The 20,837-nt window shown below is 66.5% G+C and carries 18 protein-coding genes and 1 pseudogene; 15 read left to right on the forward strand and 4 right to left on the reverse strand.

Annotated elements, in window-relative coordinates; translation table 11 throughout:
• Positions 1 to 36: 36 nt before the first annotated feature.
• A complete protein-coding gene (gene dctP / locus LCM15_RS14205; protein ID WP_224857499.1) occupies positions 37 to 1,050 on the reverse strand; it encodes a TRAP transporter substrate-binding protein DctP in 1,014 nt (337 codons plus the stop codon).
• A gap of 426 nt (positions 1,051 to 1,476) precedes the next feature.
• Between dctP and acs the strand changes: the two genes are divergently transcribed.
• From acs to LCM15_RS14255, 10 genes are all read left to right on the forward strand, one after another.
• Positions 1,477 to 3,447 (forward strand): acetate--CoA ligase, encoded by a 1,971-nt coding sequence (gene acs / locus LCM15_RS14210; protein WP_224857501.1) that lies wholly within the window; start codon positions 1,477 to 1,479, stop codon positions 3,445 to 3,447.
• Between the two features lie 6 nt (positions 3,448 to 3,453).
• The gene (locus LCM15_RS14215) at positions 3,454 to 4,140 is read left to right on the forward strand and encodes an adenylate kinase (protein ID WP_224857503.1); all 687 of its coding nucleotides are present in this window, start codon (positions 3,454 to 3,456) and stop codon (positions 4,138 to 4,140) included.
• Between the two features lie 68 nt (positions 4,141 to 4,208).
• Positions 4,209 to 4,472 (forward strand): DUF4212 domain-containing protein, encoded by a 264-nt coding sequence (locus LCM15_RS14220; protein WP_224857505.1) that lies wholly within the window; start codon positions 4,209 to 4,211, stop codon positions 4,470 to 4,472.
• Between the two features lie 5 nt (positions 4,473 to 4,477).
• Positions 4,478 to 6,256 carry a sodium:solute symporter family protein gene (locus LCM15_RS14225; protein ID WP_224857506.1) on the forward strand — a complete coding sequence of 593 codons (1,779 nt, stop codon included), beginning with the start codon at positions 4,478 to 4,480 and terminating at the stop codon, positions 6,254 to 6,256.
• A 111-nt stretch (positions 6,257 to 6,367) separates the two neighbouring features.
• Positions 6,368 to 8,191, forward strand: coding sequence for a putative nucleotidyltransferase substrate binding domain-containing protein (locus tag LCM15_RS14230; protein ID WP_224857507.1), 1,824 nt, complete (start codon positions 6,368 to 6,370; stop codon positions 8,189 to 8,191).
• A gap of 24 nt (positions 8,192 to 8,215) precedes the next feature.
• A complete protein-coding gene (locus LCM15_RS14235) occupies positions 8,216 to 8,728 on the forward strand; it encodes a hypothetical protein (protein ID WP_224857508.1) in 513 nt (170 codons plus the stop codon).
• Complete coding sequence (locus LCM15_RS14240; protein ID WP_224857509.1) at positions 8,725 to 10,134, forward strand: 3'-5' exonuclease; 1,410 nt, start codon at positions 8,725 to 8,727, stop codon at positions 10,132 to 10,134. The genes LCM15_RS14235 and LCM15_RS14240 overlap by 4 nt, the downstream gene beginning before the upstream one ends.
• Positions 10,135 to 10,740: 606 nt before the next feature.
• On the forward strand, positions 10,741 to 11,709 hold the full coding sequence (locus LCM15_RS14245; RefSeq protein WP_224857510.1) for a TAXI family TRAP transporter solute-binding subunit: 969 nt from the start codon (positions 10,741 to 10,743) through the stop codon (positions 11,707 to 11,709).
• 119 nt (positions 11,710 to 11,828) lie between these two features.
• The gene (locus tag LCM15_RS14250) at positions 11,829 to 14,456 is read left to right on the forward strand and encodes a TRAP transporter permease (protein WP_224857677.1); all 2,628 of its coding nucleotides are present in this window, start codon (positions 11,829 to 11,831) and stop codon (positions 14,454 to 14,456) included.
• Between the two features lie 12 nt (positions 14,457 to 14,468).
• Positions 14,469 to 14,894: a universal stress protein gene (locus LCM15_RS14255; RefSeq protein ID WP_224857511.1), complete on the forward strand. Its 426-nt coding sequence runs from the start codon at positions 14,469 to 14,471 to the stop codon at positions 14,892 to 14,894.
• 34 nt (positions 14,895 to 14,928) lie between these two features.
• Here LCM15_RS14255 and LCM15_RS14260 read toward each other — a convergent pair whose 3' ends face one another.
• Complete coding sequence (locus LCM15_RS14260) at positions 14,929 to 15,462, reverse strand: helix-turn-helix domain-containing protein (RefSeq protein ID WP_263619660.1); 534 nt, start codon at positions 15,460 to 15,462, stop codon at positions 14,929 to 14,931.
• A gap of 42 nt (positions 15,463 to 15,504) precedes the next feature.
• On the opposite strand from LCM15_RS14260, the gene LCM15_RS14265 reads away from it, so the two are divergent.
• Positions 15,505 to 16,050: a GNAT family N-acetyltransferase gene (locus LCM15_RS14265; protein WP_224857514.1), complete on the forward strand. Its 546-nt coding sequence runs from the start codon at positions 15,505 to 15,507 to the stop codon at positions 16,048 to 16,050.
• Complete coding sequence (locus LCM15_RS14270) at positions 16,047 to 16,484, forward strand: DMT family transporter (RefSeq protein ID WP_224857516.1); 438 nt, start codon at positions 16,047 to 16,049, stop codon at positions 16,482 to 16,484. Before LCM15_RS14265 ends, LCM15_RS14270 begins: the two co-directional genes overlap by 4 nt.
• Before the next feature lie 25 nt (positions 16,485 to 16,509).
• Here the strand turns inward: LCM15_RS14270 and LCM15_RS14275 are convergent, their stop codons facing one another.
• Positions 16,510 to 18,180, reverse strand: coding sequence for a putative transporter (locus LCM15_RS14275; protein ID WP_224857518.1), 1,671 nt, complete (start codon positions 18,178 to 18,180; stop codon positions 16,510 to 16,512).
• 300 nt (positions 18,181 to 18,480) lie between these two features.
• Here LCM15_RS14275 and LCM15_RS14280 point away from each other — a divergent pair, with 300 nt between their 5' ends.
• Positions 18,481 to 18,795 carry a hypothetical protein gene (locus LCM15_RS14280; RefSeq protein WP_224857520.1) on the forward strand — a complete coding sequence of 105 codons (315 nt, stop codon included), beginning with the start codon at positions 18,481 to 18,483 and terminating at the stop codon, positions 18,793 to 18,795.
• 105 nt (positions 18,796 to 18,900) lie between these two features.
• On the opposite strand, the pseudogene LCM15_RS14285 reads toward LCM15_RS14280, so the two are convergent.
• Positions 18,901 to 18,993 (reverse strand): annotated as a pseudogene (locus tag LCM15_RS14285) (IS5/IS1182 family transposase); the annotation flags it as partial.
• 180 nt (positions 18,994 to 19,173) lie between these two features.
• On the opposite strand from LCM15_RS14285, the gene LCM15_RS14290 reads away from it, so the two are divergent.
• Entirely contained in the window at positions 19,174 to 20,469 is a 1,296-nt protein-coding gene (locus LCM15_RS14290; protein ID WP_224857522.1) for an adenylosuccinate synthase, read from the forward strand.
• Positions 20,469 to 20,708 (forward strand): DUF2842 domain-containing protein, encoded by a 240-nt coding sequence (locus LCM15_RS14295; RefSeq protein WP_224857524.1) that lies wholly within the window; start codon positions 20,469 to 20,471, stop codon positions 20,706 to 20,708. Before LCM15_RS14290 ends, LCM15_RS14295 begins: the two co-directional genes overlap by 1 nt.
• Positions 20,709 to 20,837: the final 129 nt, after the last annotated feature.

Below are 20,837 nucleotides of genomic sequence, written 5' to 3' on the forward strand. Positions count from 1 at the left end.
GCAACAGGATCACCCCGTCACACGGTGCGGACCGGCTCAGTTCGTGGCGCGCGCCTCGTCGAGCGTGTCGTTGACCAGATCATACAGCTCCTGCCCCGGCAGACCCTGCGCGGTCATGTCATCGATCCACTGCTGGTGAATGGGCTTGGCGACGGTCTCGAACTCGGCAAGCTGCGCGTCCGAAATCATCACCTTCTCGACCTCTTTCTCCTCGAGCACCTCGTCCCAGCGCGCCAGAAGCTCGCCGTAGTTCTCGAGGTAGTAATCGATGGCCTCGGGCACCGAGCTGTTGAGCGCCTCGCGCTCTTCGTCACTCAGCGCCTCGTAGGCGTCGATGTTCACCACCACCGGGCAGTTCACCGTGCCGGGATTGAGGTTGGCGGTCCACCAATCAGCCTCGTTGATGGTGCCGAACGACAGATGTGCGTGCTGGGCGAAGGCCACGGTGTCGACGACGCCGGATTCCATCGCCTGATAGGCCTCGGACGAGGTCACCGAGGTCGGCACGCCGCCCACCGCCTCGAAGGCGCGACCGAGGCCGCCGGTGGCGCGCACCCGCATGCCGTCGAACTCGGCCAACTCATCGCGCGGCTCGCCGGTGCCGACGAGATTGTATTGCGGCATCGGGCTGGTCATCAGCATCCGCGCGTTCCACTGCGCCATCTCGTCGGCCACCGCCGGGTGATCATAAACCGCGTGGCTCACCGCGACCTCCTCGTCGAGATTGGAGACGCCGAGGAAAGGCAGTTCGAGCACGGTGATCGCGCGGTTCTTGTCGGGATGGTAGCCGGCGCAGAACTGGGCGACCTCGAAAGCGCCGATCGAAATGCCGTCGAGATTTTCGGTGTTCTTGGACAGGCCGCCATACGAGATGTTCATGGTGAACTCGCCGTTGGTCTTCTCCTCGACGAGCTCCGCCAGCTTGTGCAGATGCTCGGTAAAGGCGCGGCGCTTGCCCCAGACGGACACGTTCCATTCGGTCGCCATCGCCTCGGTGGCGAAGGCAAGAGTCAGCGCGGAGACGCACAGCGTCTTGGTGGTGGTCTTCATTTGGTATTTTCCTCCCGTTGTCCGGCGGCCCTCCAGCCGCCTTGGCACGCGAGGTTAGAGCATCAGGCACATGACGCAAGACGCATGGCCGACTCGATCCGCATCCGGGGCGCCGGCTGCCGTCCTGATACAAACGGTGGGGGATGCCTGAACAAGACGTTGCATCCTATGCGCGAACCCGTCCGGAGCGCTCGCGCCGATGAAACCTTTACAAGGAGTTAACACAAGCCCGTTGAAACCAGTCGAAATTTACCGTCTCTTGCGAATTACTTTACACAAACCGCGACGCTAACGAAAATAATTTACAAATAAAATCTGTGTTTTCGGTTACTTATTTATTTCTTTTCGCTCTCGCGTATGATCGGCGCAGGGATGGGAAATGCCGCAGTGCGGCGTTCTGGAAATACGGATCTAGGGAGGATCTCCATGAAAGACGATGCCCAAACCGCCGCCAGCGGCACCTACCCGCCGTCATCCGACTTCGTCAGCAAGGCGCATGTGGACGCTGCCAAGTATGACGAGATGTATGCCCGCTCGATCAGCGATCCGGAGGGGTTCTGGGCCGACGAGGCGCAGCGGCTCGACTGGATGGCCCGCCCGACCAAGATCAAGAACACCAACTTCGAGTTCGGCAAGGTCGATATCAAGTGGTTCGAGGATGGCGTGCTCAATGTCGCCTATAACTGCGTCGACCGCCACCTGAAGACCCGCGCCAACCAGACCGCGATCATCTTCGAGCCCGACAACCCCGACGATCCCGCCCAGCACATCACCTATGCCGAGCTCTACGACAAGGTGAACCGCATGGCCAACGTCCTGCTCAGCCAGGGCGTGATGCGCGGCGACCGCGTGGTGATCTACCTGCCGATGATCCCCGAGGCCGCCTACGCCATGCTGGCCTGCGCCCGGATCGGCGCCATTCATTCCATCGTCTTCGCCGGCTTCTCGCCCGACGCGCTGGCCAACCGCATCAACGATTGCGGCGCCAAGATCGTCATCACCGCCGACACCGCGCCCCGCGGCGGCCGCAAGACCGCGCTCAAGTCCAACACCGACGCCGCCCTGCTGCACTGCTCCGACAAGGTCCGCTGCCTCGTGGTCAAGCATACCGGCGACCAGACCACCTGGATCCAGGGCCGCGACGTCGACCTCAACTACCTCATGGAGCACGCGGCCCCCGACTGCCCGCCGCGCCCGATGAACGCCGAAGACCCGCTCTTCATCCTCTACACCTCGGGCTCCACCGGCAAGCCCAAGGGGGTTGTGCACGCAAGTGGTGGATATCTGGTTTACGCCGCCCTCACCCACGAGGTCGTGTTCGATTACCACGACGGCGACGTCTACTGGTGCACCGCCGATGTGGGCTGGGTCACCGGCCACAGCTACATCGTCTACGGGCCCCTCGCCAACGGCGCCACCACGCTGATGTTCGAGGGCGTGCCCACCTGGCCCGACGCCAGCCGCTTCTGGGAGGTTTGCGACAAGCACAAGGTCAACCAGTTCTACACCGCGCCGACCGCGCTCAGGGCGCTGATGGGCCAGGGCGACGCCTTCGTCGAGAAGTGCGACCTGAGCTCTCTCAAGCTACTCGGCACCGTCGGCGAGCCCATCAACCCCGAGGCCTGGAACTGGTACAACGACAAGATCGGCAAGGGAAACTGCCCGATCGTCGACACCTGGTGGCAGACCGAGACCGGCGGCCACCTGATGACCCCCCTGCCCGGCGCCCACGCGCTCAAGCCCGGCTCGGCGATGAAGCCGTTCTTCGGCATCAAGCCGGTGGTGCTCGAGCCCAGCTCCGGAGAGGAGATCCACGACGTCCCGACCGAGGGCGTTCTGGCGATCGCCGACAGCTGGCCGGGGCAGATGCGCACCGTCTGGGGCGATCACGAGCGCTTCGAGCAGACCTATTTCCAGCAGTACAAAGGCTACTATTTCTCCGGCGACGGCTGCCGCGTCGACGCCGATGGCGATTACTGGATCACCGGTCGGGTCGACGACGTGATCAACGTCTCGGGCCACCGCATGGGCACGGCCGAGGTCGAATCGGCGCTGGTGGCGCATGCCAAGGTCGCCGAGGCGGCGGTGGTGGGCTACCCGCACCCCGTCAAGGGCCAGGGGATCTATTGCTACGTCACGCTGATGAACGGCATCGAGCCTTCCGAGGAACTCAAGAAGGAACTGCGCGGCTGGGTCCGCACCGAGATCGGCCCGATCGCCTCGCCCGACCTCATCCAGTGGGCCCCGGGCCTGCCCAAGACGCGCTCGGGCAAGATCATGCGCCGCATCCTGCGCAAGATCGCCGAGAACGACTACGGCGCCCTTGGCGACACCTCGACCCTCGCCGATCCCTCGGTGGTCGACGACCTCATCGAAAACCGCGCGAACAAGGGGTAAGCCGAGATGGACGGACAAACCTTCACCGCTGCCCCCGTGCTCATCCTTCTCGGCCCTCCGGGGGCCGGGAAAGGCACGCAGGCGCGGATGCTCGAAGACACGTTCGGCCTGGTGCAGCTCTCCACTGGTGACCTGCTGCGCGCCGCCGTGGCGCGGGGGACCGAGGCCGGCAAGCAGGCCAAGGCCGTCATGGAGGCCGGCGGGCTGGTCTCGGACGAGATCGTCATCGCCATCCTGCGCGACCGAATGGCCGAGCCCGACTGCGCCAAGGGCGTCATCCTCGACGGCTTTCCGCGCACCACGGTTCAGGCCGATGCGCTCGACCGTCTGCTCGCCGAGAGCAACCAGAAGATCGACGCCGCGATCAGCCTCGAGGTGGATGACGCCGCGATGGTAACCCGGATCTCGGGCCGCTACACCTGCGGCGCCTGCGGTGAGGGCTACCACGACAGCTTCAAGCAGCCCGCTACCGACGGGGTCTGCGACAAGTGCGGCGGCACCGAGATGAAGCGGCGCGCCGACGACAAGGCCGAGACCGTGGCTAGCCGGCTCGAGGCGTATCACGCCCAGACCGCGCCGCTGATCGGCTACTACGAGGAGAAAGGTGCACTCACGCGGGTCGACGCGATGGGTGCCATCGACAAGATCGCCGCCGATCTCGGCGCGATCGTGGAGGACGCGACGGCCCGCTGAGGGCCGTTGCCGGGCGGCCTTCCGGGACGGGGGCCGCAGGAGATATCAAGGAGAGGAGGGACCCGCTCATGGCGGATCATACATCGAGCGGCGAGGCCTACTGGAAGGCCAACCTGCGCATCATCATCATAAGCCTCGTCATCTGGGCGGTCTGCTCTTTCGGCTTCGGCATCCTGCTGCGTCCGATGCTCTCGGGCATCCGCGTCGGCGGCACCGATCTGGGCTTCTGGTTCGCCCAGCAGGGCAGCATCCTGGTCTTCCTGGCGCTGATCTTTTTCTACGCCTTCCGGATGAACAAGCTGGATAAAGAATTCGGCGTGGACGAGGAATAAGGCTCATGGATCAGTTTACCATCAACCTGATGTTCGTGGGCGCGTCCTTTGCGCTCTACATCGGCATCGCGATCTGGGCCCGCGCGGGCACCACGTCGGAATTCTACGCCGCCGGTCGCGGCGTTCACCCGGTCACCAACGGCATGGCGACGGCAGCCGACTGGATGTCGGCGGCGTCGTTCCTGTCGATGGCGGGCCTCATCGCCTTCGTCGGCTATGACAACTCGGCCTACCTGATGGGCTGGACCGGCGGCTACGTGCTGCTGGCGCTTCTGCTTGCGCCCTACCTGCGCAAGTTCGGCAAGTTCACCGTCTCCGAGTTCATCGGCGACCGGTTTTACTCGCCCACCGCGCGCCTCGTCGCGGTGCTCTGCCTGATCATCGCATCGATCACCTACGTGATCGGCCAGATGACCGGCGTCGGCGTGGCCTTCGGCCGCTTCCTCGAGGTCGACACCACCACCGGTCTGCTGATCGGCGCCGTGGTCGTGTTCGCCTACGCGGTGTTCGGCGGCATGAAGGGCGTGACCTACACGCAGGTGGCGCAGTATGTCGTGCTGATCCTCGCCTACACCATCCCGGCGATCTTCATCTCGCTGCAGCTCACCGGCAACCCGATCCCGGCCCTGGGCCTGTTCGGCTCCACCGCCGACGGCACACCGCTGCTCGAGACGCTCGACGCGATCGTGACCGATCTCGGCTTCAACCAGTATACCGCCCACAATGGCGATACGCTGAACATGGTGCTCTTCACCCTGTCGCTGATGATCGGGACGGCCGGCCTGCCGCACGTGATCATGCGCTTCTTCACCGTGCCCCGCGTGGCCGACGCACGCTGGTCCGCCGGCTGGGCGCTGGTCTTCATCGCCCTGCTCTACCTGACCGCTCCGGCGGTGGGGGCCATGGCGCGCCTCAACATCACCCAGCAGTTCTGGCCGGAAGGCACGGACGCACAGGCGGTCTCGCTCGAGCAGATGGAGAGCGACCCGACCTATGACTGGATGGCCACGTGGCAGCAGACCGGTATGCTGGGCTGGGAAGACAAGAACGGCGACGGCCGCATCCAGTACTACAACGACGCCTCGCCCGAAATGCAGGAGCGGGCGGCCGCTGAAGGCTGGACCGGCAACGAGCTGACCAACTTCAACAACGACATCCTGGTTCTTGCGAACCCGGAGATCGCCAACCTGCCCTCCTGGGTGATCGGCCTGATCGCCGCCGGTGGTCTTGCCGCAGCGCTTTCGACCGCCGCCGGTCTCCTGCTCGCCATCTCTTCGGCGGTGAGCCACGACCTGATGAAAGGTCAGCTGACCCCGAACATCTCGGAGAAGGGCGAGCTTCTGGCGGCACGTATCGCCATGGCGGTGTCGATCGCGGTGGCCACCTGGCTGGGTCTGAACCCCCCGGGCTTCGCGGCGCAGACCGTGGCGCTGGCCTTCGGCATCGCGGCGGCCTCGATCTTCCCGGTGCTGATGATGGGCATCTTCTCGAAGGTGAACCGTCAGGGCGCCGTCGCAGGGATGCTCGCGGGCCTGCTGGTCACGCTGCTCTACATCTTCCTGCACAAGGGCTGGTTCTTCATCCCCGACACCAACAGCTACACCGACGCGGAGCCGCTTTTCCTGGGCATCAAGTCGACCTCGTTCGGTGCCGTCGGCGCGCTGATCAACTTCGTGGTGGCCTTCACCGTTTCGAAGATGACCGGTCCGATCCCGCGGCACATCAGCGAGCTGGTGGAAAGCGTGCGCGTGCCGCGTGGCGCGGGCGCAGCCCAAGACCACTAAGCCTCACGGGTCAGGCCGCGCCGCGGCCTTTCCCCTACCCTTTCATCCCGTCCCGCGCTACTCCGGGGCGGGATTTTCGTTTCCACCGTTCGCCTGACCGGGAGAGCCGCCATGCCGATCGCACCCGAAGAGCTGCTGCGCTTTCTCAGCGGCGTCCACCCGTATGACGCGCTCGAGGCGGATGCGCTCGAAAGCCTAGTGCCGCAATTCGTCCAGCGCCGCCTGCCGGCGGGCGAGCCGATCTACGCCTACGGCAACCCGCTCGAGGGGCTCTACCTGATCCATTCCGGACAGGTGGAGATCCGCGACGAGAACGAGGTGGTGGTCTCGCTGCTCGGGCCGCGCAACTCGTTCGGAGAACGCGGGCTGGCGCGCGATGGCATCGCCGCCACCTCGGCCCGCACGGTCGAGGACACGCTGCTCTTCATGCTGCCGGTCTACGCTTTCAACGAGCTTGTGCGCGAGCATCCCGCCGCGAAGCGCTTCTTCGACCGCTCGCGCGGGGCCAAGCCGCGCAAGACCGACCTCGCCCACAGCCGGGTCGAGACGCTGATGGCGGCAAGGCCGCTCACCCTGCCGCCCTCCGCCACCGTGCAGGAGGCCGCGAGCGCCATGGCCGAGCGCCACGTCTCCTCGGTCTGCGTGACCGAGGGCGATCGCCTGCTCGGCATTCTCACCATACGGGACGTGTCGGGCAAGGTGGTGGGCGCGGGCCTGCCCTTCGACACCCCGCTGGCCCACGTGATGACCGCCGATCCGATGACCCTGCCGCCCTCGGCCATCGGCTCGGACGTGCTGCACATGATGATGGAGCGCAATGTCAGCCACATCCCGGTCTGCGAGGCAGGCCGGCTGGTCGGCATGGTCACCCAGACCGACCTTACCCGCTTTCAGGCGGTGAGCTCCGCCGAGCTCGTGGCCGGGATCGCCCACGCCGAGAGCCCGGCCCGCATGGCCGAGATCACCGCCCGCATTCCGCAGCTCCTTGCGCAGCTGGTGGCCGGCGGCAACCGCCACGAGGTGGTGACGCGGCTGATCACCGACATCGCCGACACCGCCACCCGCCGCCTGCTGGCGCTTGGCGAGGAAAAGCTCGGCCCGGCCCCGGTGCCCTATCTGTGGCTGGCCTGCGGCTCGCAGGGGCGGCAGGAGCAGACCGGCATCTCGGATCAGGACAACTGCCTGTTTCTCGACAACGCCGCCACCGAGGACGACCTGCGCTACTTCGCCAAGCTGGCGGACTTCGTCAGCGACGGTCTGCACGCGGCGGGCTATTACCACTGCCCCGGCGACATGATGGCGACCAATCCGCAATGGTGCCAGCGGGTCGGCACGTGGCGGCAGTATTTCACCAACTGGATCAAGAAGCCCGATCCCAAGGCGCAGATGCTGGCCTCGGTGATGTTCGACCTGCGCCCCATCGGCGGCACCAAGTCGCTCTACGAGGAGCTGCAGGCCGAGACGCTGGCGGCGGCGGCGAAGAACTCGATCTTCGTAGCGCACATGATCTCGAATTCGCTCAAGCACACGCCGCCGCTGGGGCTGTTGCGCGGCTTTGCAACGATCCGCTCGGGCGAGCACAAGAACACGCTCGACCTCAAGCACAACGGCGTGGTGCCGGTGGTCGATCTGGCGCGGGTCTACGCGCTGCAGGGCCAGCTTGCCGAGGTCAACACCCGCGCCCGGCTCGAGGCGGCGGTGGCTGCGGGCAAACTTTCCGGCTCGGGCGGGCAGGATCTGCTCGACGCCTACGACCTGATCGCCGAAACCCGGCTCGAGCATCAGGCGGCACAGGTGAAGCGTGGCGAGGCGCCGGACAATTACCTCGCTCCCGCCGACCTGTCGGATTTCGAGCGCAGTCACCTGCGCGATGCCTTCGTGGTGATAAAGTCGCTGCAATCGGCCCTCGGGCACGGGCGCGGTATGCTGGGCTAGGCCCGCTCTCTGGGAGGAGGACAGATGTTTTTTGAACTGATCGCGGTTTTCGTGGCCGGCTTTGCTGGTGCCGGGGCCTTCATGCTGCTCAACAGGATCCTCGGTGGTCGCCTGCCGCGCTGGCTCGTCCCGGTGGCCGCGGGCGCCGCGATGATCGCCGCCACGATCTCGAGCGAATACGGCTGGTACGGGCGTACCGCCGAGGCCCTGCCCGAGGGCTTCACCGTGGCGTCGGTGCACGAGGCCCGCGCCTTCTACCGGCCCTGGACCTACGCCGCGCCGATGGTCGACCGCTTCATCGCCGTCGATCACGGCGCCCGCCGGGCCAATGCCGGGACCGAGGGGCTCTATATCGCCGATCTCTACTTCTTTGCCCGCTGGCAGCCGGTGCGGTCGGTCGAGATGATGGTGGATTGCGTCAACCACCGCCGCGCCGATCCGGCGGGCGGCGATGGCGGCGACCCGGTCTGGCGCGAGGCCGGTGAGGACGATCCGATCGTCGCGGCGGTCTGCGAGGCGCCGGGGGGCACCGCATGATCACCCGGCTCAGCCTGCGCCTGCGCATCTTCCTGTTCTTCGTGCTGCTGGGCCTCGGCGGCAGCGTGGCGGTGGGCGGCGCGCTGTGGCTCGGCTACGCCCGCGCGCTCGACACCACGCCCGCCAACGGCTTCGTCTTCGCCGCCATCCTGTCGGCGCTCGCCCTGCTCGCGCTGACCGCCGGGATCTGGCTGCTGTTCGACGAGAACGTCGCCAAGCCCATCGAGACGCTCGCCGCCGAGATGCGGGTGCGCGCCCATGCCGATGTCTCCCGTGAGGTCGATCTCAGCTCCGCCCGCTATCTCGGCGACCTCGCAGGCGCCGCCCACGCGGTGTCCGAGAAGCTCATCCTCGGCACCATGACCACCGCCCAGAAGGTCGCGCTCGAGACCGAGCGGCTGGCGCAGGAGAAGGAGCGCCTCACCGCGCTGCTGACCGAGATCCCGGTGGCGATGATCCTTGTCAATCCGCGCGGCCAGATCGTGCTCTATGACGGTCAGGCGGCCGAGGTGCTGACACAGCTGCACGTGCCGCGCCTGAACGCCCCGCTGTCTGATTTCTTCGAGGCCAAGGGCCTCGACGCCGCGGTGAAGCAACTGCACAAGACCGGTCGCGAGGTCAGCTTCGTGGCCGAAGGCATCGACGGCGCGCAGAGCTACTCGGCGCGGCTGAAACCGATGGAGGGCGGCGGCTACATGATGGTGATCGACGGCGCCCAGACCCATATGGCGCCCGAGGCCGAGCGCCCGCTGGTCTATGATTTCGACCTGCTCACGTTGGACGCCCCCGAGGCGGTCGAGGACACGCCGCTCGCGAAGCTCTGCTACACCGTCTTCGACACCGAGACGACGGGGCTGCTGCCGCACAAGGACGAAGTGGTGCAGATCGGCGCAGTGCGGGTGCTGAACGGGCGCATCGTGCCCGGCGAGGTAATGGACCAGCTCGTCGATCCCGGTATCCCGATCCCGCCCAGCTCTACCAAGGTGCATCAGGTCAGCGACGCCATGGTGCGCGGCCAGCCCGACATCGCCGAGGCCGGGCGGCGCTTTCACCGCTTTGCCAAGGACTCGGTGATCGTGGCGCATAACGCGCCCTTCGACATGGCCTTCCTGCGCCGCCACCGCGCCCGCATGGGGGTGGACTGGGATCACCCAATCCTCGACACGGTGCTGCTCTCGGCGGTGCTGTTCGGGGCTGGCCAGACCCATACCCTCGACGCGCTCTGCGAGCGGCTCGGCGTCGAGATCCCGGCGCGGCTGCGCCACACCGCGCTCGGCGACGCGCAGGCCACGGCGCAGGTGCTGGTGAAGATGCTGCCGATGCTGCAGGCGCGCGGCATCCACACCTTCGGCGATGTGATCGAACAGACCCGCAAGCACGGCCGCCTGCTCGCCGATCTGAACTGAGGCGGCCAGCGACCGCGCGTGCACTGCGGGTGGCGGCTACGGCACCTCAGCGGAACCCGCCATCCTCGCGGCGTCGCGTTTATTGCCAAGCCCCCTGCGGCTCGCCCGAGGGAGGGTCGTTCCGAGTTGCGAGCTGGACTCATTGCTGACGCCCTTCCGGCGCAAAACGGCGCCTCGTAGAGCGCGCTCGCGGCGCCTTGCCGAGCGAATGACGTCCAGAGCTGGGAGCCGCCCCACCGGCGCGGATCGGCGCCTCGGCAAAGCCGGTCCGCTCGCGATTGCCCGTCCACCCTTTGACGCGCCGCACGGCGCACCGCCATCGCGGTCGGCCAGCGTCGAATCGCCCGCGCCGACAACTCTTTCAGCCGCCCCTCAAATGCGTTGCGAGAGGCCTTGTCTGTGCAATCATAGAGATAGGGGCCTTCCCGGTGCGAGACCACGTAAGGCAGGGACCCCCTCTGACGCACGAAAATTGCGCCATGGAGGGTCGTCCCTATCCATGACGCTTGGTCAGCCATCGGCAATCTTGCCCTGTTTGCATCCGAGCGTAGATCTGGGCACTATCAACATTACGATTTCAATCAAGATCACAGGGAGTACGATCTGATGAAAACCACCCTCTTTGGCGCCGTCGTCACCGGCGCGCTCGTCATGGGCGCGGCTGCGAGCGCGCAGGACCAGCAGTTCATCTCCATCGGCACCGGCGGCGTGACCGGCGTCTACTACCCGACCGGTGGCGCGATCTGCCGCCTCGTGAACCGCGACCGCCGCGAGCACGGCATCCGCTGCGCGGTCGAATCGACCGGCGGCTCGGTGTACAACATCAACACCATCAAGGCCGGCGAGCTCGAGTTCGGCGTGGCCCAGTCCGACTGGCAGTACCACGCCTATAACGGCACCTCGCAGTTCGAAGGCGATGCCGCCTTCCCCGACATCCGCGCGGTGTTCTCGGTCCACCCCGAGCCCTTTACCCTGATCGCCCGTGCCGATGCCGGCATCGAGAGCTTCGAGGACCTCAAGGGCAAGCGCTTCAACGTGGGCAACGCCGGCTCGGGTCTGCGCGCCACCACCGAGGTGCTGATGGAAGAGTACGGCATGACGATGGACGATTTCGCGCTCGCCACCGAATACAAGGGCTCGGAAATGTCGCAGCAACTCTGTGACGGCAACATCGACGCCATGGTCTACGTGGTGGGCCACCCGGCCGCTGCCATCCAGGAAGCCGCGACCACCTGCGACGTGAGCCTCGTGAACGTCGACGGCCCGGTGATCGACAAGCTCATCGAAGAAAACCCCTACTACCGCGTCGCCACCGTTCCGGGCGGCATGTATGCTGGCAACGACGAAGACGTCACGACCTTCGGCGTCGGTGCGACGCTGGTGACCTCGGCAGACGTCTCCGAAGACGCGGTCTACGTGCTGTCCAAGGCGGTGATGGAGAACCTCGACGACTTCCGTCAGCTGCACCCGGCCTTCGCCAACCTCAAGGCCGAAGAAATGGTCTCCGACGGTCTTTCGGCCCCGCTGCACGCCGGTGCGGAAAAGGCCTATCGTGAGCTCGGCCTGATCGAGTAACGGCGCCCCGCGCCCGGAAGGCGCCCGCGCGGCGCCTTCCACCGAGCCTGCCCCGCTCGAGAACAACCCGGGCAAACCGATAAATAATAAAGATAATCCAGCACATGGGGGACACGGCGATGGTGGATCAGCCGTCTACGGAACGCACAGCCGACGACATGGTGGCCGAGGCCGATACCGGGGCGCGCAACCCGGCGAATTGGCAAGGCACGCTCATCCTGGGCACCTGTATCGCCTGGTCGCTGTTCCAGCTCTACATCGCCTCGCGCATTCCCGGGATGCTGGCCCAGGCGACCGGCGTGTCGTTCTTCGCCAACGTCGTCACCCAGGCGCGCTTTATCCACCTGGCCTTCGCCATGGGGCTCGCGACGCTGGCCTTCCCGCTGACCAAGTCCGCGCCGCGCGATCACATCCCCGCCTATGACTGGGTCCTGATGCTGCTGGGCGTGGCCTCCTGTCTCTATCTGGTGGTCTTCCGAAACGAGATCGCCACCCGCCCCGGGCTCTGGACGACCACGGACATCGTCATGTCGGCCATCGGCATGGTGACGCTGATGATCGCGGTCTGGCGCTCGCTCGGCCTGCCGCTGGTGATCATCGCCTTCATCTTCGTGGCCTTCGCCTTCTTCGGCGGCTACTCGGAATGGGCGCGCAACATCACCAATTACGGCGGCTCGTCGCTGAGCAAGGCGCTCGGGCATTACTGGATGCAGACCGAGGGCGTGTTCGGCGTGGCGCTTGGCGTGTCCACGACGATGATCTTCCTCTTCGTGCTGTTCGGCGCCATCCTCGACCGCGCCGGCGGCGGCAACTGGTTCATCCAGGTCGCCATCGCCCTGCTTGGCGCGCTGCGAGGCGGCCCGGCCAAGGCCTCGGTGCTGTCCTCGATGATGACCGGCATGATCTCGGGCTCTTCGATCGCCAACACCGTGACCACCGGCACCTTCACCATCCCGCTGATGAAGCGCATCGGCTTCCCCGCCGAGAAGGCCGGCGCGGTCGAGGTCGCCTCTTCGACCAATGGCCAGCTGACCCCGCCGGTGATGGGCGCCGCGGCCTTTCTGATGGTCGAATACGTCAACATTCCCTATATCGACGTGGTCAAGCACGCCTTCCTGCCGGCGGTGATCTCCTACATCGCGCTCCTCTACATCGTGCATCTCGAGAGCCTGAAGATGGGCCTCAAGGGGCTCGAGAAGCCGGGCCGGCGCATCGGCGTGCTGATGATCATGATCCTGTTCCTGTCGGGCTTCATCCTGCTTGGCGCGCTGACCTTCCTGATGATCGGCCTGCGCACCCTGCTCGAGCCGATCACCGGCAACTCGGTCTACGCCGCCGTGGCGCTGGTGGCGGTCCTCTACCTCGTGCTTCTGAAGATCTCGGCCAGCTTCCCCGAGATCAAGGAAGACAAGGACACCAACGCGCCGCCGACCGCGCCGCGCCTGACGCCGACGCTGATCGGCGGGCTCTACTTCGCCATTCCGATCTTCATCCTGGTCTGGAACCTGATGGTGCGCACCGACACGCTCGACCGGCTGTCGCCGGCGCTGTCGGCCTTCTGGGCGACCTTCTTCATGGTCATCATCGCGCTGACCCACCGCCCGATCAAGGCGGCCTTCCGCGGCCACGACGTGGGCACCGAGGCGCGTGCTGGCTGGGGCGATTTCGTGCAGGGCCTGATCCTCGGCGCGCGCAACATGATCGGCATCGGCGTCGCGACCGGGGCCGCCGGCATCATCGTGGGCACCATCTCGCTGACTGGTGCGCATCAGGTCATCGGCACGGTGATCGAGGTGATCTCGGGCGGCAACCTGATGGTGCTGCTGATCCTCGTGGCGGTGCTGTCGCTGATCCTCGGCATGGGGCTTCCGACCACCGCCAACTACATCGTGGTCTCGTCGCTGATGGCGCCGGTGATCATCAGCGTCGGCGCGCAGGTCGGCCTCGTGGTGCCGCTGATCGCGGTCCACATGTTCGTGTTCTACTTCGGCATCCTCGCCGATGACACGCCACCGGTGGGTCTTGCCGCCTATGCCGCGGCGGCGATCTCGCGCGGGGATCCGATCAAGACCGGTCTTCAGGGCTTCGGCTACGACATCCGCACCGCGCTGCTGCCGTTCCTGTTCATCTTCAACACCGACCTGCTGCTCATCGACGTGACCCTCGGACACGCGATCTTCGTGTTCTTCATATCGCTTCTGGCGATGTTGCTCTTCGCCGCCGCGACGCAGGGCTACTTCATCGCCAAGTCGCGGATCTGGGAAAGCGCGGTGCTGCTCTTCATCGCCTTCATGCTGTTCCGGCCGGGCTTCTTCCTCGACATGGTCGAAGAGCCCTATGTCTCGGCCTCCGGCGGCGCCGCGATCGAGCTGATGTCGGAAGAGCCCGACGGCGCCGACATCCGGGTGCTGATCGAGGGCCCCGACTTCGACACCGGGAAGGTGCGCCCGACCACCGTGGTGATCCCCGCGGTCGCCGGCGACGGCGAGACGGCGCTGGCCGATCAGGGCCTCACGGTGTTCGAAGAGGACGGCCGCCTGCTGCTCGACGAGCCCTTCCCCGGCACGCCGCTCTTCGACCAGATCGGGACCGAGTACGACTACTACGCGGACACCCCGGTGGTGATCTCTGCGGTCGAGGTCGAGAACGAGAGAATGGCGAAGGAATGGTTCTTCATTCCGGCGCTGCTGCTGCTGGCCGGGGTGGTGATGATTCAGCGCCCCCGCGCCAAGCAACCGGCCTTCTGAGGAGAACAGGCAATGTACCAGACGATCCTGCTGGCGGTCGACATCAACGATCTGCCCGAATCCGGCCACGTGGCCGAGGCGGCGGTGCGCATGGCAAAAGGCGAAGGCGCGACCCTGCACGTGGTCAACGTCATCCCCGGATCGGGAATGGCGATGGTGGGCTCCTTCCTTGGCCCCGACCAGGCCAACGCCATCCAGACCGAGGCGCGCGACAGGCTCGCCGCGTGGGCAAGTGAGGTGATCCCGGTCGATCTGCTCGGCAAGCTGAAGGTGACGCAGGGCACGATCTATCACGAGATCATCAAGGCGGCTCAGGACCTCGGCGCGGAGGCCATCGTGGTGGGCGCCCACCGCCCGGCGCTCAAGGACTACCTCGTCGGTCCCAACGCCGCGCGCGTCGTACGCCACGCGCCGAAGACCGTGCTCGTGGTGCGCTGAGGCGCACGGCCCCTGAAGCAGGTGGCGCGCCCGGTCAGATCCGGGCGACCACCACCGCGTAGTGGCAGGGCGCGTCGCTCTCGTTGACGAAGCTGCAACGCCGCGGCGCCCCCAGTGTCAGGCAATCATCCGGCCCCAGCCGCCACACCTTCTTACCTTCCTCGAAGGTCAGCTGCCCCGACTGCACCCAGATGCTCTCCATCAGGAAGCCGAAGCTCTGCGGCGGAAAGCTCACCCGCGCCCCCACCGGAAGCGTGACCTTGACGATCTCGAGCGAGCGGCCTCCGGGCTCGGACCGCGGCGTGAGAACCTCTCGGACATAGCCGGTCTCGGGGTCCTGCCAGACCTCGCGGTCCTGCGCCCGCGACAGGCGCGAGCCGCCGGTCACCGGCTCGGCCAGCATCTCGGACATGGTCATGCCGAACGCGCCCGCGAGTCGGCCGATCGTCGCGACGGTGGGGCTGCTCTCGTCGGCTTCGATGCGATGGATCATCGCGCGCGACACCCCTGCCCGTTCCGCAAGCTCTGTCAGCGACCAATCGCGCCGCTTTCGCTCGTTCTGTATCATTCGGGCTAGACCTGTGCTCATGGCGTCTAATATATTAGACAAATGCACGCAGATCCAAGCCTCTCCTTCGCCGCCCCGCAGATCGAAGACGCCTCCGAGGCGGATCTTCCGGGCATTCTCGAGATCTACAACGACGCAGTGCACAACACGCTGGCGATCTGGAACGAGACGCCGGTCGACCTTGGCAATCGCCGCGACTGGTGGCAGGCGCGACAGGCGCAAGGCTACCCGGTGCTGGTGGCGCGCGATGCGGATGGCGCGGTGCTGGGCTATGCGAGTTTCGGCGACTGGCGCCCGTTCGAGGGCTTCCGCCACACCGTCGAGCATTCGGTCTATATCCACCCCTCGGCGCGCGGACGCGGCGTGGCGCGCGCCCTAATGACAGCGCTGATCCTCCGGGCGCGGGCCTTGGACAAGCACGTCATGGTGGCCGGGGTCGAGAGCGGCAACGCCGCCTCTCTCGCGCTGCATCGCAAGCTGGGCTTCGTCGTCACCGCCGAGATGCCGCAGGTCGGCTGCAAGTTCGGACGCTGGCTCGACCTCACCTTCCTGCAGCTGACGCTCGACGCGCGGGAGGCGCCGGAATGACCCTGCTCGTGACCCTGCTGCTGCTGGCGACCGCGGGTAGCGCGCTTGTGCTGCAGAACGCGCTGATGCTCGAGGCGCGCACGGTGTCCGGCTCGATCTGGGTGGCGCTGTGGCTGAACTCGGCGGTGGGCCTCGTGGTGCTTAGCGTCACCGCGCTGGCGGTCGACGGCCCCGAGGCCTTTGCCCGGCTGGCGACGGGCCGCTGGTGGCTGTTCCTCGTGCCGGGGCTGCTCGGCACGCTCTTCGTCTTCGCGAGCCTGACCGGCTATGCGCAGGTGGGTGCCACGCTGACCATCTCGGCGCTGGTGGCCTCGCAGATCGTGGCGGGGCTGGGCTTCGACACGCTGCGCGGCATAACCGTGGCTCCCGCGCAGATCTTCGGACTGGTGCTGCTCGTCGCGGGCGTGGCACTGGTGGTCGGCGGACGAAGCTGACCCGACCACGCGACAGGCACCGGGCTCAGAGCAGCAGCAGCACAAGAAGCTGCGGCGCAAAGATCCTCAGGCCCATCACCAGCGGATAGACCGTGGCATAGGCCACCGAGGCCGCGGGCGACTCGCTCTGCGCATTGGCGAAGGCCAGCGCCGGCGGATCGGTCATCGACCCCGCGAGCACCCCGCAAAGCGACAGGTAGTTGAGCCCCAGCACGAAACGCCCGACCACGCCCACCGCGATCAGCGGCACCAGCGTGATGGTGGCGCCGTAAAGCACCCACGACAGGCCATCGCCGGTGATCAGCGTGTCGAGGAAACGGTCGCCGGCCTTCAGCCCCACCACGGCGAGGAACAGGATGATGCCGAACTCGCGCAGGGCATGGTTGGCCGCGGGCGGCATCACCCACGTAAACGGCCCCCAGCTGCCAAGTCGCCCCAGCAGGATCGCCACCACCAGAGGCCCCCCGGCAAGCCCCAGCTTCAAGGGGGCCGGCAAGCCGGGCGCGGCGATCGGAATGCTGCCCAAGATCACCCCCAGCACGATGCCGAGGAACACGCCGGGGAAATCCACCCGGTCGAGGCGGCGTGTCTCGTCGCCGAGGATGCCGCGCACCTTGTCGATCATCTCGCGCGGGCCGACCACCGTGACGATGTCGCCGAACTCGAGCGTGCCATCTGCCTGCGCCGGGATCTCGAGCCCGGCCCGCATGATCCGCGACACCGACACGCCGTAGCTCTCTTCGAGCCGCAGCGAGCGCAGCCGGTGCCCGGCGGCGGCGTTATCGGTGACGAGGACCCGCGCCCAGGACAGACCCGTGCCCTTAGTCGTCAGGCTAGTCTCCGATTCCACGCCAAGCACCAGCCGCATCCCCTGCAGCTTGTCGGCCGGGCCGACGAGGTGGAGGATGTCGCCCACCGCCAGCGCCGTGTCGCGCTGCGGCACCACCAGTTCGCCGCTCTTGCGCATCCGCGACGGTACCACGCCCGCGTCGAACAGCCCCGGCACCTCCCCCAGTGTCAGCCCGTCGAGGTTCTCGTTGCGCACCACCACGTCGAGCGAGGGCAGCGTGCCCGAGCCCTTGCGGCGATGTGCCTCGAAGCTGCGGGCCTCGGCTTCGGTGTCGACCCGGGCGGCGAAGCGCACCAGCAGCATCGCCAGCAGGATGCCGACGATGCCGAACGGATAGGCCACCGCGTAGCCCAGCGAGGGCGTGGCCACCGCGTCGGCCCCGGCGCCGATGTCGGACAGCGCCTGCGTCGCGGCGCCAAGCCCCGGCGTGTTGGTCACCGCGCCCGACATGATGCCCACCAGCGCCGGCACGGGGATGTCGAAGGCGTAATGCAGCGCCACGGTCACCGCCACGCCCAAGAGCACGATGGAAGCCGCAAGCGCGTTGAGCTGCAGGCCCGACTTGCGCAACGAGCCGAAGAACCCCGGCCCGACCTCGATGCCGATGGTGAAGACGAAGAGGATCAGGCCGAACTCGCGCACGAACTCCATCATCTCGGGGTTGAACTGGACCCCGGCGCGCGCCGCAACATCGCCAAGCGCGATGCCCGCGAACAGCACTCCGCCGATGCCGAGCCCGACGCCGCGGAGGGTGAGCCTGCCAAGGAGCAGCCCCAGCACCCCCGCAAGCGCCAGCGCGATGGTGGCCTGCGCCACCTCTCCCAGTCCGAACACCGTGCCGGTCATGCTCCTGTCCTCTCGCAATCGGCACTTTTCGCGGTGCCCTGGCCCCCTTCTCGCCCCTCGGGGCGCCTCCGGGCAATGCTCTGGATCAAAAACCGTCGTTTGCGCCAGCAGCAGAAACCGTTGAGTTTGGGCACATCCTATGGTGCGGAGAATGTCCGGAAAGGTGAAAGGTCTTCGATGCGGGCCGTGGTGCAAAAGTACCGCTTGGCGAGTGGTCTGTTGCGAAGCGGTGTGATTTGATCCCCAGCACGGTGTCGGATTGGAGGGGCTGGCGCGGCAAGCCAGAAACTGCGTGTCTTGGTGATCAGGATCGAAGCGCTCATCTTGATGCTGGTCATCGCAATATCCACGAAAAAGGCCGCCCGAAAGGGCGACCAAGATGAACTGGATCGGGTGGAGCTGGCGTCAGTCGCCGGAAGCGTAGAGCAATGCGATGTCACGGTGATGCAAAGCGCATTCGGGATCTTCGCGTACAAGGACTGCGGCCTCGGCCTCAAGGATGACATCGCAGCCGTTTTCAAAGCTGTATTGCCGCTGGCCGGTCGGCAGGACGCTTTGCACCGGGACTTCGTCCATCGGACGTTCGCCTTGGGGCGCGGGATCTGCGCAACCTGACACGAGTGCAAGGAATGGGAGTATCAGAAGGGCTGGTTTCATCATGAATCTCTCGTAATGCTGTCCGACCCAACTTGCGCTGCCGGGGTTTGGTTTCTTTCCAAGTCATGTTGACAACAGGCGGACCCAGAGGCGGATCGATGCGATGTCGACGAAGCCCAGGTCGCTTTCAGCGGTTTTGTCGTAGCGTGTGGCGACGGTGTGCGCCAAGAACGGTCGTTTGCGCAGGGCTCTGCGCACGGGCCTGCCCGATCTGCCCGAGCGCGGGGCGACCGACTGGCCCGGATCACAGGCCGCGCGCTCAATTTGATGGTTTCACCCGCCCCCGCGCTTCGCTATACGGAGCCCGTTTTGGATCTCCAAAAGGACAGGTGAGCTATGGCAAACGTGGTCGTCGTGGGCGCCCAGTGGGGCGACGAGGGCAAGGGCAAGATCGTGGACTGGCTGTCGAGCCGGGCCGACGTGATCGCCCGTTTCCAAGGGGGCCACAATGCAGGCCATACCCTGGTGATCGACGGCACCGTCTTCAAGCTCAACGCGCTGCCTTCGGGCGTGGTGCGGGGCGGCAAGATGTCGGTGATCGGCAATGGCGTGGTGCTCGATCCGTGGCACCTCGTGAAGGAGATCGCGACGATCCGCGAGCAGGGTGTCGAGATCACCCCCGAGACGCTGATGATCGCCGAGAACACGCCGCTGATCCTGCCGATCCACGGCGAGCTCGACCGCGCGCGCGAAGAAGCCGCGGCCAAGGGCGCCAAGATCGGCACCACCGGTCGCGGTATCGGCCCGGCCTACGAGGACAAGGTCGGTCGCCGCTCGGTACGTGTGGCAGACCTCGCCGACCGCGCCACGCTGGAAAGCCGCGTCGATCGCGCTCTGACCCACCACGACGCGCTGCGCAGGGGCCTCGGCATGGAGCCGGTCGACCGGGAGGCGCTGATCGCGCAGCTGCTCGAGATCGCCCCCGAGGTGCTGCAATATGCAGGCCCCGTGTGGAAGGTGCTCAACGAGAAGCGCCGCTCCGGCAAGCGCATCCTTTTCGAGGGGGCGCAGGGCGCGCTGCTCGACATCGATTTCGGCACCTATCCCTTCGTGACCTCGTCCAACGTGATCGCGGGGCAAGCGGCCACCGGCACCGGCATCGGTCCGGGCGCCATCGACTTCGTGCTCGGCATCGTCAAGGCCTACACCACCCGCGTCGGTGAAGGCCCGTTCCCGACCGAGCTTGACGACGAGGACGGCAACCGCCTCGGCACCCGCGGCCACGAGTTCGGCACCGTCACCGGGCGCAAGCGCCGCTGCGGCTGGTTCGACGCGGTTCTGGTGCGCCAGACCTGTGCCACCTCGGGCGTCAACGGCATCTCGCTGACCAAGCTCGACGTGCTGGACGGGTTCGAGAAGATCAAGATCTGCACCGGCTACGAGCTTGACGGCGAGGTGCTCGACCACCTGCCCATCGCCGCCGACCAGCAGGCCCGCTGCACCCCGATCTACGAAGAGATGGATGGCTGGAGCGAGTCGACCGAGGGCGCGCGCTCGTGGAACGACCTGCCCGGCCAGGCGATCAAGTACGTGCGCCGCGTCGAGGAACTGATCGGCTGCCCCGTCGCCATGCTCTCGACCTCGCCCGAGCGCGAGGACACCATCCTCGTCACTGACCCGTTCGAGGACTGATGGCGCTGTCTCACAAGACCCGCAAGCGCCTGTCGCTGCTGCTGCTGCTGGTCTGGCTGCCGCTCTACATCGTGGCGGCGGTCAGCATCGTCAACGCGCTCGACCGCCCGTCGATCGTGGTCGAGCTGCTGGTCTACGTCGTGCTGGGCTTTCTCTGGGCGCTGCCGTTCAAGTTCGTCTTCAAGGGCGTGGGCCAGCCCGACCCCGACGCGCCGCGCCCGCCTGAGGACAAGGGCTGACACCTGCAGTCACAGCTTGCGAGATATTGAACGCCGCCCTGCTGGGCGGCGTTTTGCCTTCCCCGGAAGACGCCGCTCTCTGTGAGCTAGATTAGCGGCAAACCAGCCCCGACACGGTCGCGCCGCCCA

It is taken from the genome of Salipiger bermudensis (assembly GCF_020171625.1).
Taxonomy (GTDB): Bacteria; Pseudomonadota; Alphaproteobacteria; order Rhodobacterales; family Rhodobacteraceae; genus Salipiger; species Salipiger bermudensis_B.